This window comes from Erwinia sorbitola, assembly GCF_009738185.1.
Classification (GTDB): Bacteria; Pseudomonadota; Gammaproteobacteria; order Enterobacterales; family Enterobacteriaceae; genus Erwinia; species Erwinia sorbitola.
The window spans coordinates 3,295,591-3,308,189 of the sequence record NZ_CP046509.1 but is presented as its reverse complement, the minus strand read 5'-3'; the positions used below and the strand labels follow the sequence as shown (position 1 = coordinate 3,308,189).

The 12,599-nt window shown below is 54.4% G+C and carries 12 protein-coding genes; all 12 read right to left on the bottom strand.

The genetic code is table 11. The features are described from left to right. Positions 1-145: 145 nt before the first annotated feature. The 12 genes from lipB to leuS all read right to left on the bottom strand — a co-directional run bounded on the left by lipB (position 146) and on the right by leuS (position 12,599). Positions 146-805, bottom strand: coding sequence for a lipoyl(octanoyl) transferase LipB (gene lipB, locus GN242_RS14945; RefSeq protein ID WP_156287747.1), 660 nt, complete (start codon positions 803-805; stop codon positions 146-148). An 84-nt stretch (positions 806-889) separates the two neighbouring features. Continuing rightward, positions 890-1,153, bottom strand: a complete 264-nt coding sequence (ybeD, locus tag GN242_RS14940; RefSeq protein ID WP_062745316.1) for a DUF493 family protein YbeD — start codon at positions 1,151-1,153, stop codon at positions 890-892. Positions 1,154-1,287: 134 nt separating this feature from the next. Then, complete coding sequence (gene dacA / locus GN242_RS14935; RefSeq protein WP_154752158.1) at positions 1,288-2,499, bottom strand: D-alanyl-D-alanine carboxypeptidase DacA; 1,212 nt, start codon at positions 2,497-2,499, stop codon at positions 1,288-1,290. 98 nt (positions 2,500-2,597) lie between these two features. Next, on the bottom strand, positions 2,598-3,731 hold the full coding sequence (rlpA, locus tag GN242_RS14930) for an endolytic peptidoglycan transglycosylase RlpA (RefSeq protein WP_154752157.1): 1,134 nt from the start codon (positions 3,729-3,731) through the stop codon (positions 2,598-2,600). An 11-nt stretch (positions 3,732-3,742) separates the two neighbouring features. Continuing rightward, positions 3,743-4,855, bottom strand: coding sequence for a peptidoglycan glycosyltransferase MrdB (mrdB, locus tag GN242_RS14925; protein ID WP_156287746.1), 1,113 nt, complete (start codon positions 4,853-4,855; stop codon positions 3,743-3,745). Between the two features lie 6 nt (positions 4,856-4,861). Further along, positions 4,862-6,766, bottom strand: coding sequence for a peptidoglycan DD-transpeptidase MrdA (mrdA, locus tag GN242_RS14920; protein WP_154752155.1), 1,905 nt, complete (start codon positions 6,764-6,766; stop codon positions 4,862-4,864). Positions 6,767-6,799: 33 nt separating this feature from the next. Beyond that, positions 6,800-7,270, bottom strand: coding sequence for a 23S rRNA (pseudouridine(1915)-N(3))-methyltransferase RlmH (gene rlmH / locus GN242_RS14915; RefSeq protein ID WP_056240011.1), 471 nt, complete (start codon positions 7,268-7,270; stop codon positions 6,800-6,802). A 3-nt stretch (positions 7,271-7,273) separates the two neighbouring features. After that, entirely contained in the window at positions 7,274-7,591 is a 318-nt protein-coding gene (rsfS, locus tag GN242_RS14910) for a ribosome silencing factor (RefSeq protein WP_154752154.1), read from the bottom strand. A 134-nt stretch (positions 7,592-7,725) separates the two neighbouring features. Further along, positions 7,726-8,382 (bottom strand): nicotinate-nucleotide adenylyltransferase, encoded by a 657-nt coding sequence (gene nadD, locus GN242_RS14905; protein WP_156287745.1) that lies wholly within the window; start codon positions 8,380-8,382, stop codon positions 7,726-7,728. Beyond that, complete coding sequence (gene holA / locus GN242_RS14900) at positions 8,375-9,406, bottom strand: DNA polymerase III subunit delta (RefSeq protein ID WP_154752152.1); 1,032 nt, start codon at positions 9,404-9,406, stop codon at positions 8,375-8,377. The genes nadD and holA overlap by 8 nt, the downstream gene beginning before the upstream one ends. Continuing rightward, positions 9,403-10,002, bottom strand: coding sequence for an LPS assembly lipoprotein LptE (gene lptE, locus GN242_RS14895; protein ID WP_156287744.1), 600 nt, complete (start codon positions 10,000-10,002; stop codon positions 9,403-9,405). The genes holA and lptE overlap by 4 nt, the downstream gene beginning before the upstream one ends. Before the next feature lie 14 nt (positions 10,003-10,016). Beyond that, entirely contained in the window at positions 10,017-12,599 is a 2,583-nt protein-coding gene (gene leuS / locus GN242_RS14890; RefSeq protein ID WP_154752150.1) for a leucine--tRNA ligase, read from the bottom strand.

Sequence of the window (12,599 nt, the reverse complement as noted above, 5' to 3'; positions counted from 1 at the left end):
AAAACAGCCGCTAACACTCAATGAGTTGGTGATTTTCAACTTTTTTTGATAAAGCGCAAAAAATTATATCACCTCCTCGCGGCAGATTCAGCCTGCCAGTGCGAGAAAGCGTTACAGAATTGTAAATCAGCATGCGTTTTTCCCCCTATCTTAGCGGGAGTTCAGCGCTTTCGCTCCAGGAAACGTCAGTTATTGCCAGCTGAAGAGCGAAATGTTTGATCAGCAACGGTTGAATATCGGTAGTCGCCACACGGGAGGTGAGGGCCGCCAGGTGGGTCATCTCCATACCGGCATAACCGCAGGGATTGATGCGCAGGAACGGCGTCAAATCCATATCGACGTTGAGCGCAAGGCCGTGAAATGAGCAGCCATTGCGGATACGCAGGCCCAGTGAACAGATTTTTTTGCCGTCAACATAGACGCCGGGGGCGTCAGGGCGCGCATTAGCTGTAACTGAGAAGTGAGCCAGGGTGTCGACTACGGTCTGTTCAAGAGCGGTTACCAGCTGGCGTACGCCAATTTTACGGCGTTTCAGATTCACCAGCACATACATCACCTGCTGACCCGGGCCGTGGTAGGTCACCTGGCCGCCGCGATCGCTCTGCATGACCGGAATATCGCCGGGCATTAACAGATGCTCGCTTTTCCCTGCCTGCCCCTGAGTAAATACCGGAGGATGTTCCACCAGCCAGATTTCATCCGGCGTATCTTCAGTGCGCTGGTCGGTGAACTGATGCATGGCTTGAGAGACGGGCAGCCAGGGCTGCATGCCGAGTTGGCGGACAATCAGGCTAGTGTAGGACACAACGGACAATCCGGTTGGGTAATGAGGGGGACAGTATAACGTTGGCACAGGGCAAGAACCAGCCTGCCCCTGCCAGCGTTGGGGTTACAGCACCATACGAACAATTTCAATCTTGCCCAGTTCATCATACAGGGTTTCAACCTGCTCGATATGGGTGGCGGTAATGGTGATTGATACGGAATGGTAATTGCCTTTGCTGCTAGGTTTTACATCCGGAGAGTAGTCACCCGGTGCATGGCGCTGCACCACTTCAACCACTTGATCGACCAGCTCCGGCTGTGCCAGACCCATTACTTTATAGGTAAAAGAAGTGGGGAATTCGAGCAGTTCTTTAAGATTGGTTTTCATATAGACTCCGGTGACACTAACAAGTACTCCTGCCGCAGCAGGAGTTCACATCTTTACAATATGGGGATGTTTCAGGTTTATTTCAAGGCGTGTGCGATCGTACGGGGTCGGGCAGGCCCGACCCGGATCCGCTGTTAACCGAACCAGTGGTGGAACATCAGCTTGATATAGTCAATGATGCGGCCAAAGAAGCCACCTTCCGGCATTTCATTGAGCACCACCAGCGGGTGCTGTTCAATGGTTTTGCCATCCAGCTGGAAGTTAATGGTGCCGACAACCTGATTTTTCTGCAACGGAGCGTGCAACTCGGTATTGCTCAGGGTATAGCTGGCTTTCAGATCTTTCATGCGGCCGCGCGGGATGGTCAGGAACACATCTTTCTCCACGCCCAGCTGCACACGGTCGCTGTTACCGAACCATACCGGCTCAGAAGCAAACTCTTTACCGGCTTTCAGCGGTGCTACTGTTTCGAAGAAGCGGAAGCCCCAGGTCAGCAATTTCTTGCTTTCGGTTTCACGCCCTTTATAAGTATGCCCACCCATAACGGTAGAGATCAGACGCATCTGGCCTTCGGTGGCTGATGCCACCAGGTTGTATCCCGCAGCATCGGTATGGCCGGTTTTGATGCCGTCCACGTTCAGGCTGGTATCCCACAGCAAACCGTTACGGTTCGTCTGACGGATATTGTTAAAGGTGAACTCTTTCTCGTGGTAAATCGCGTACTCATCCGGTACATCACGGATCAGAGAGCGGCCAATCAGCGCCATATCACGTGCGGAACTGTACTGCCCTTCAGCATCCAGGCCGTGTACCGTCTGGAAATGCGTGTTTTGCAGGCCCAGCGCTTTCACGTAGTTATTCATCAGACCGACAAATGCATCCTGACTGCCAGCAACGTAATCAGCCATCGCCACACAGGCATCATTGCCTGACTGGAGCACAATGCCGCGTGTCAGCTGAGAAACGGGTACGCGGTCGCCAGGTTTCAGGAACATCAGGGAGGAACCCTTGAATACCGGGTTGCCGGTCGCCCAGGCATCTTTCCCGATAGTGACGATATCATCCTGATGGATTTTACCGGCTTTGACTGCCTGGCCGATGACATAGCTGGTCATCATTTTTGTCAGGCTTGCCGGATCGCGGCGTGCATCGGCATTCTTCTCAGCCAGGACTTTTCCTGAGTTGTAATCAATCAGGACGTAGGCTTCAGCGTCAATTTCCGGCACGCCGGGGATCATTGTTTTAATGTTCAGGTCGTCAGCGTAAGCGACAACATTGAGGCTGAGGGCGATAAGCGTGCCTGTAGTCAGGCGTTTTAGCAGTCGGGATGGATTCAGAGTGTTCATGTAAGGACGACAACATCCATGGGCAAGGTTAAAAAAAGTGACTCACTATAGCAAAATCATCCTGCTACGACCCGCCTAAATCAGCGGGTCGGCAAGAATTACATTGCGTCAGGTGCGACAGTAATAAACGATTGTTGCTGCGCTTCACTCGCCAGGCGCTGCTGGAGGGCTGCGGCCTGCTGGCGCGAAGTGAACCGTCCGAGCTGGACGCGATAAACATTTCCCCGGCTATCTACCGAACCGGGTACGCCAAACTGTTTACCCAGACTGGTCGCCAGCTGCTGTGCGCGTGCGCTGTCGTTAAGTGCGCCGACCTGCACGACATAATTACCGCTAGCGCCTGCCGCCACAGCAGCAGCTGGTGCCGCAGCAGCAGATGCTGATGGTGCCGTTGCTACTGCCGGTTCACTGCTTTCCAGTACGCCGCCCGGCAGAGGCTGGGCTGCGCCAAGAAAACCGCTGCTGCGCACCGGGGCACCCATCGTGTTGTCGCTGTTAAGCGAGCTGTTATCGACAGGGCGCGATTGTGTCTGCTCAGTTTCCTGGGGCTGCGGGCTGGAGTACTCAACGGGCTGTGTCTGTGATGACATTACCGGCGCGGCAGCCGCACCACCACCCATTGTCATACCGCCCCCAATCTCAGGACGTGCGGGCAGGGCATAGCTCTGTTTTGCCACGGTGGTACCGATGGTGCCAGGGCCTGAAAGAGTACCGTCCGGTGCGACACTGATATAATCAATGCGTACTTTGCTGTTATTGGAAATATTCAGGCGATCGCCTGCAGCACGCGACAGGTCGATAATACGTCCTGGCGTGTAGGGGCCACGATCGTTAACGCGTACCACAATCATTCGACCATTGGCGACGTTGGTGACGCGCACATAGCTTGGCAGCGGCAGCGTTGGGTGTGCCGCAGTCATGGCGTTCGGATCAAAGGTTTCGCCGATAGCAGTGCGGGTGCCGTTAGCTTCTTCGCCATACCAGGCGGCCAGGCCTACCTGACTGAAGTTCGACGGGTCTTTGACGATCTTATAAGTTTTGCCATTTACCGAGTAATCCTGGTTAGTGGCAGGATTTACGGGTTCATAGCGCGGTTCAGCGCCACCAATTTCGACCACCGGGCCGTTGTAGGCTGCTTGCTGCTGAGTGACGGGCGCCTGCTGGTCGCTGTCTGTAGTACAGGCTGCCAGCAGTGCTGAAGCCAGGGCAATCCAAAGCCAATCCTTACGCATGTTTATGCCTCTTAAACGCTCTTCGACAACAGTTTTCGATGGGTGTGAATCGACATAATGATCCCGAACCCGGCCATCAGGACGATCAGCGCGGAACCCCCATAGCTGACCAGCGGTAACGGTACCCCAACCACGGGCAGAATGCCGCTGACCATACCAATATTAACAAATACATAGACAAAGAAGATCAGCATCATGCCGCCAGCCATCACGCGACCAAAAGTTGTCTGCGCGCGGGCGGCCATTATCAGGCCGCGCATAATCAGCAGCACGTAGAGTATCAGCAGAACCAGCACCCCGACTAATCCTAATTCTTCTGCCAATACGGCAAAAATAAAGTCGGTATGACGTTCGGGTAGAAATTCCAGCTGCGACTGGGTTCCGTGCAGCCAGCCCTTACCACGCAGGCCCCCAGAGCCGATGGCTATCTTCGACTGAATAATGTGGTAACCCGCACCCAATGGGTCACTTTCCGGATCCAGCAGCATCATCACGCGGTCGCGCTGATAGTCGTGCATCAGGAAGAACCAGAGTATCGGGATAAATGCGGCGATAAGCAGTAATGCCACGGCGATCAGTTTCCAGCTCATGCCGGAAAGAAAGAGCACAAACAGCCCGGATGCGGCGATCAGTATCGCGGTACCCAGATCCGGTTGCGCCGCCACCAGCAGGGTAGGCATAAAGATCAGCACCAGCGCAATCGCCGTATTTTTTAGCGTAGGCGGGCAGATATCGCGGTTAATAAAGCGTGCCACCATCAGCGGTACGGCAATTTTAGCAATTTCCGAGGGCTGAAATCGCACCACGCCGAGATCCAGCCAGCGCTGTGCGCCTTTACTGATATGGCCGAAAGCATCGACGGCTATCAGCAGGATAACGCAGATAATATAGAGGTAGGGTGCCCAGCCTTCATAAACTCGCGGCGGGATCTGCGCCATAACCAGCATCACAATAATACCCATGGCGATCTGACCGAGCTTACGCTCCATCATGCCCGGATCCTGGCCGCTGGCGCTCCACATCACCAGCGCGCTGTAGATCAGCAGCGCAGTGACGATAAGGCAAAATAGAGGATCAACGTGGATGCGAGTCCAGATTGACCGTTTCTGATGGCTATCATTCATAACCGGTTATTCACCTTCATAGCCTGGCGGTGTTGGAGCAGCGTCAGGCAGGTTGGTATTGTTATCGCCAAGAATAATATGGTCGAGTATCTGGCGCATGATAGTGCCGACTGCCGGGCCTGCGCCGCCGTTTTCGAGAATAATGCTGACGGCTACGCGCGGATGGTCATAGGGCGCAAAAGCGGTCATCAGCTTATGGTCACGCAGGCGTTCGGTCAGTTTATGGGCGTTATAGGTTTCGTTCGCTTTCAGGCCAAATACCTGGGCAGTACCGGATTTGGCAGCAATTTTGTAGGGAGCATTGTCAAAGCTTTTACGCGCAGTACCGTTCGGGCGGTTCGCTACGCCATACATTCCGTCTTTGGCAATTTCCCAGTATCCGGTATGAATATCAGCGATGGGGGCAGCCGCAGGCTGACGCCACGGCACCTTCGCTCCGCCCTGCATAGTATCCATCATCAGGTGAGGCGTTTTGATCACACCGTCGTTAATCAGGATCATCAGCGCTTTGTTCATCTGAACGGGCGTTGCCGTCCAGTAACCCTGACCGATACCTACCGGAATGGTGTCACCCTGATACCAGGGCTTCTTAAAGCGCTTCAGCTTCCATTCGCGAGTGGGCATATTGCCCGGCGTCTCTTCAATCAGGTCGATACCGGTAAGGTGACCGTAGCCAAATTTGCCCATCCACTCAGCCAGACGGTCAATGCCCATATCATAGGCGACCTGGTAGAAGAAGGTATCGGCGGACTCTTCCAGTGATTTGGTAACATTCAGGCGGCCATGCCCCCAGCGTTTCCAGTCACGGAAGCGTTTTTCAGATCCCGGCAGCTGCCACCAGCCGGGATCGAACAGGCTGGTGTTGCGGGTAATTACCCCGGCCGTCAGCGCAGACACGGCAATATAAGGCTTCACCGTTGAGGCGGGAGGGTAAGCGCCCTGGGTGGCACGGTTGATTAATGGACGGTTCTCGTCGTGCAGCAGGGCGTTGTAGTCCTTACTGGAGATACCATCGACAAACAGATTCGGGTCATAGCTTGGCATGGAAACCATCGCCAGCACTTCGCCATTACGCGGATCGGTAACCACCACTGCCGCACGGCTGCCTGCCAGCAGAGTTTCAATATATTGCTGAAGTTTAAGGTCGATGGTCAGGTAGATATCGCGTCCGGCCTGCGGTGACTGCTCATGCAGCTGGCGGATGACGCGGCCCCGGTTATTAACCTCTACCTCTTCGTATCCAGTTTTACCGTGCAGTACATCTTCGTAATAGCGCTCGATGCCCAGCTTGCCGATATCGTGGGTGGCGGCATAGTTCGGCCATTTCCCCTCTTTATCGAGGCGTTCGACATCACGATCGTTTATTTTCGATACATAGCCCAGCACATGTGTCAGTGCAGAGCCGTAGGGATAGTAGCGGCGCTGATAGCCTTTGACTTCAGCACCAGGGAAGCGGTACTGGTTGACGGCAAATCGTGCCACTTCGACATCGTTCAGGCTGGTTTTCACCGCTATAGAGGTAAAGCGGCGCGAGCGTTTACGCTCTTTTTCGAAGGCTTCGATATCGTCATCGGTCAGATCGACAATAGGTTTCAGTTCCTGCAAGGTCTGTTGCAGGTTATCCACCTTTTCCGGCATCAGCTCAAGCTGATAGATGGTGCGGTTAAGCGCCAGCGGGATGCCGTTGCGATCGTAAATAATTCCACGACTGGGGGAGACGGGAACCAGTTTGATACGGTTTTCATTGGAGCGCGTGCTGTAGTCATCAAAACGGACGATTTGCAGGTGGTAAAGATTAGCCACCAGAACACCGGAAAGCGTGATAATGCCAAAAAAGGCAATCAGCGCCCGGCGAACAAAAAGTGTTTGCTCGGCGGTGTAGTCACGAAAGGAGTTACGTTGTAATTTCATCCGCTGCTTTGTCAGTCCGGTTAGTCTTATTCGCTATTCGCGATGATAAGGATGATTCGCAGTAATGCTCCATGCACGATATAAACTCTCTGCTACCAATACGCGTACCAGCGGATGGGGCAGGGTCAGCGCTGAGAGTGACCAGCTTTGTTCCGCCGCAGCCTTGCAGGCGGGTGACAGGCCTTCCGGGCCGCCGATAAACAGGCTGACATCGCGGCCATCCTGCTTCCAGCGCTCCAGCTGGCTGGCAAGCTGCGGGGTTTCCCACGGCTGGCCGGGTATGTCCAGCGTGACAATGCGGTTGCCTTTACCTGCGGCAGCCAGCATCAGTTCGCCTTCTTTTTCAAGAATGCGCTTGATATCCGCATTCTTACCGCGCTTTCCGGCGGGTACTTCAACCAGTTCAAATGGCATATCTTTTGGAAAACGCCGCAGATATTCCATAAAACCTGTTTGTACCCAGTCAGGCATCTTGGTGCCGACAGCGACCAGTTGCAGCTTCACGCTTTAGCTCCAGAGCTTTTCCAGTTCGTAGAGCTTACGGCTCTCTTCTTCCATGACGTGAACGATAATTTCACCCAGATCTACCACTACCCAGTCACTTGGAGCACGGCTGTTAACACGAAATGCATCCAGACCGATGAGACGGGCTTCCTGTACCACGTGTTCGGCGATTGACACCAGATGACGCGTTGAGGTGCCAGTACAGATAACCATGCAGCTGGTGATGCTTGATTTGCCCTGAACGTCGATAGCGACGATATTCTGAGCTTTTAAATCGTCACATTTATCAATGACGAAGTCTTGGAGTGCTTGACCTTGCAAAAGGTTCCCCCTTGGGATTTAAGTCTGATGGGTTATCTCATATTCGCTTTTAATAGCCGAAACGATAACCGTAACATTGTGTGTTTTATGGGGCTTACGCCCTGAAAATTCGAGCGGCGCAGTATATCACGCTGTTAAAGGTTCTGATATAAACCCTCGCGATCGATATATTCGCTAACCGCCGGAGGCAGCAGATTTGCATCCGATTGTCCCTGATGGCGGCGCGTACGAATTTCCGTAGCGGAGATATCAATCAGCGGTGTTTGAGCCAGGAAAACTTTACCTGCGGGCGATTGCCGGAGTGCCTGCGGCTGCGATGTCAGATGCAGGTTGAGCCAGCTTTGCAGCTCCGGCGTCTCCATTTCACTACGATAGCCAGGGCGCTGGCAGACCAGCAGATGACACAGTGACAGCAGATCCTGCCAGCGATGCCACTTATGTAAGGTTAACAGAGAATCCTGGCCAATGATAAAGGCCAGCGGCTGCTTATCACCACGCTCAAGACGCAGGGCCGCCAGCGTATCGATGGTGTATGACGGCGTATCGCGCTGCATTTCGCGTAAATCGAGATCAAACAGAGGATTACCGCTAATCGCCAGTTTCACCATCTCAATCCGCTGAGTCGGGCTGGCTTCCGGCTGCGGGCGATGCGGCGGAACGTTGTTAGGCAGCAGCGTAATTTTTTCCAGGCCGGTAATCTTTGCCAGAGCTTCTGCCGGCCGCAAATGACCGTAGTGAATCGGATCAAAGGTGCCGCCGAACAGCGCATGCAGTGCACAGGGATTAGACATCACAAAAACTTGCCGGGAAGGACGGATGGCATAGTACCAGCGCCAGGGTTTCCAGTTCTGACCAGACGGACTGGCCGTAATCCTGTTTTAGCGTCAGCTCAATCTGCGTCAGCAGGTGCACGGCCTGAGTCAGCTGTGTCGCACTCAGGCGCTGTAGGGCATCGCTGAACAGCGTGCGACGGTTCTGCCATACGCGGTGCTGATCAAACAGCGTGCGCAATGGCGTGTGCGCCATCTGTCGCTGAAGCGTAACCAGCAGCAGCAGATCCCGTTGCAGGGTGCGCATCAGGATTACCGGTTCGCTCTCTTCTGAGTGCATCTGGCGCAGGATGTGCAGGGCGCGTTTGCTTTTTCCTGCCAGCAGGGCATCCACCCAGTGGAAGGGGGTGAAATGCGCGGCATCGTTCACGGCCTGCTCTACACGCGGTAACGTCAGCTTGCCGTCAGGCCACAGTAAAGAGAGCCGCTCCAGTGCCTGAGACAGCGCCAGCAGGTTGCCTTCATAGCAGTAACAGAGCAGCTGGCTGGCTGCATCGTCCAGTGTCAGCTGATGCTTTTTAGCCCGGGTAGCCAGCCAGCGCGGAAGCTGTGCCTGTTCAGGTGTTTGGCAGGGGACGATAGCACCCTGGGCGCTCAGTGCTTTAAACCAGGCGCTATTTTCCTGCGCTTTGGTCAATTTGGCTGCGCGCAGAATCAGCAAAATATCGTTGTGCAGCAGGGTAGACAGGGTAAGCAGCTGCTCCCCCATCGCGGCATTGGGGCCATTTTCAGGCAGAGTAAGTTGCAGCGTCTGGCGGCTGGAAAACAGGCTGAGTGCCTGGCAGGAGGCAAAAATATCCTGCCAGTCGGTACCTGCCTCCAGCGTCACGCTGAAGTGCTCGGTAAATCCCTGCTGCTGGGCGGCGGCGCGTATAGCATCCTGCGCTTCCTGGAGCAGCAGCGGTTCATTACCGCTCAATAAATAACAGGCGCGCAGCCCCTCACGGAGTTGAGCGCCCAGCTGTTCAGGGTAAATCCTGATCATCGTGTGTAGGAGCTGTCCGACATGCTGCTCGCATCATCAGGCATACGATCAACCGCCGATGGCGTATTGCCAAGGGTGTTGATTGACGGATCGTTCTCTGCTGCATGTACGGTCAGCAGCTTACGTATCAGCTGCTGAACGGCCTGAGTACGCATCTCATGAATGATGATCTGCTGCTCAGAGTCTTTAGCCAGCGCGGCCAGCGGGTTATCAAAGAATGAACGGTACACGGTGGCACTGATCGGGTAGATACCTTTATTTGGCACCAGAACCTGAGCATTCACCGTCATCATCATTGAGTATTCAGCTGTTTTACCGTCCTGGAAAATCGACGCAGTATCACGGCCTGATCTTTCACCCATCAGACGCAGTGAAGGAACATCCTGACGTTTATCTGTACTGTCGAGAATCGTCACTGCATTTAGCCTGAGCTGCTCACGTACTTCACGTGTCAGTGGGCCATACGGGTCAGCGGTATCGAGTATCAGCGTTTTCATTTCCGGCGGCACCGAAGTGGTGCCGCGCAGATGGTAGCCACAACCGGCGGTGATCAACACCGCCAGGCTGAGTAACAGAGAGACTATCGGATGTCGCACAATTCCTCCAGACATCAGCCAACGACCAGGTTAAGCAGCTTGCCCGGTACGTAAATCACTTTACGAATGGTGACGCCATCAAGATATTTGGCCACCAGATGCTCCTGCGCAGCGCGAGCCTGCACCTGTTCCTGATTAGCGTCAGCTGCTACGGTGATTTTACCGCGCACTTTGCCGTTAACCTGTACAACAACCAGCACTGAATCTTCCACCATCGCGGCATCATCAGTCTGTGGCCACGGAGCATTGTCGATATCTCCAGCGCCACCCAACGCCTGCCACAGCACGAAGCAGGCATGCGGAGTAAACGGGTTCAGCATACGAACAACGGCCAGCAGAGCTTCCTGCATCAGCGCACGATCCTGTTCGCTCTCCTGTGGAGCGCGCGTCAGCTTGTTCATCAACTCCATAATCGCCGCAATGGCGGTATTGAAGGTCTGACGGCGGCCGATATCATCGGACACTTTGCTGATGGTTTTGTGCAGGTCACGACGCAGCTTTTTCTGCTCATCGTTCAGTTCGCTGACGTTAAGCTCTGCGGTCGCGCCTTTTTCCGTATGTTCGAATGCCAGTTTCCACACGCGTTTCAGGAAGCGGTTAGCGCCTTCAACACCCGACTCCTGCCATTCCAGCGTCATATCAGCCGGAGAAGCGAACATCATAAACAGACGAACGGTATCGGCACCGTAACGTTCAACCATGATCTGCGGGTCGATGCCGTTGTTTTTCGACTTCGACATTTTGCTCATGCCTGCGTACACCAGCTCGTGGCCTTCGGCATCGACAGCTTTGGTAATACGGCCTTTTTCATCACGTTCTACGGTAACGTCAACGGGAGAGACCCAGTTACGCTCACCGCTGGCGCCGAGATAGTAGAAGGCATCCGCCAGCACCATTCCCTGACACAGCAGGCGTTTTGCCGGTTCATCTGAGTTGACCAGCCCTGCATCACGCAGCAGTTTGTGGAAGAAACGGAAGTACAGCAGGTGCATGATGGCGTGTTCGATACCACCAACATACTGATCTACTGGCAGCCAGTAGTTGGCCGCTGCCGGGTCAAGCATACCTTTATCATAGTCCGGGCAGGTATAACGTGCGTAATACCAGGAGGACTCCATAAAGGTGTCAAAGGTGTCAGTTTCACGCAGCGCAGGCTGGCCGTTTACCGTGGTTTTTGCCCACTCAGGGTCAGCTTTAATTGGGCTGGTAATACCGTCCATGACCACGTCTTCCGGCAGGATCACCGGCAGCTGGTCTTCCGGGGTTGGCATCACCGTGCCATCTTCCAGGGTGACCATAGGAATTGGTGCGCCCCAGTAACGCTGACGGGAAACGCCCCAGTCACGCAGACGGTAGTTAACTTTACGCTCACCCACGCCTTTGTCAGCCAGTTTAGTGGCGATGGCGTTGAAGCCCTCTTCATACGACAGGCCGTCAAACTCACCGGAATTAAACAGGGTGCCTTTTTCGGTCATTGCCGCTGCGCTTACTTCCGGTTCGCTGCCGTCGGCCGCAAGGATAACGGGTTTGATCGGCAATGCGTATTTAGTGGCAAATTCCCAGTCACGCTGATCGTGGCCCGGAACGGCCATTACCGCACCGGTGCCGTATTCCATCAGTACGAAGTTGGCAACCCATACCGGCACGTCTTCACCCGTTAACGGGTGCTGGGCGTACAGGCCGGTGGCCATGCCTTTTTTCTCCATGGTCGCCATATCTGCTTCGGCAACTTTGGTGTTACGGCATTCGGCGATAAAGTCAGCCAGCGCTGGGTTACTTGCTGCGGCCTGCGCAGCCAGAGGGTGGCCTGCGGCAACTGCCAGATAGGTGACGCCCATAAAGGTGTCAGGGCGCGTGGTGTAAACGCGCAGTTTTTCCTGGCTGTTGCTGACATTGAACTCGATCTCCACCCCTTCAGAGCGGCCAATCCAGTTGCGCTGCATGGTTTTAACCTGATCCGGCCAGCTTTCCAGCGTGTCGAGGTCATTCAGCAGTTCGTCGGCGTAATCAGTGATTTTCACAAACCACTGTGGGATCTCTTTACGCTCAACTTTGGTATCACAACGCCAGCAGCAGCCGTCGATTACCTGTTCGTTAGCCAGCACCGTCTGATCGTGCGGGCACCAGTTCACCGCCGAGGTCTTTTTGTAGACCAGGCCTTTTTCGTAGAGTTTGGTGAAGAACCACTGTTCCCAGCGATAGTATTCCGGCTGGCAGGTAGCCAGTTCGCGGTTCCAGTCGTAGCCGAAGCCCAGCAGTTTAAGCTGGTTCTTCATGTAGTCGATATTGGAGTAAGTCCATGGGGCCGGTGCAGTATTGTTTTTTACTGCTGCACCTTCAGCCGGCAGGCCGAAAGCATCCCAACCGATTGGCTGTAGTACGTTTTTACCGAGCATACGCTGGTAGCGGGAGATCACATCGCCAATAGTATAGTTGCGCACGTGCCCCATGTGCAGGCGGCCGGAAGGGTAAGGCAGCATAGAGAGGCAGTAGTACTTCTCTTTACCTTCTTCTTCGGTCACTTTGAACGTTTGCTTATTATCCCACTGCTGCTGGACATGGGATTCTATCTCTTCCGGGCGATATTGCTCTTGCAT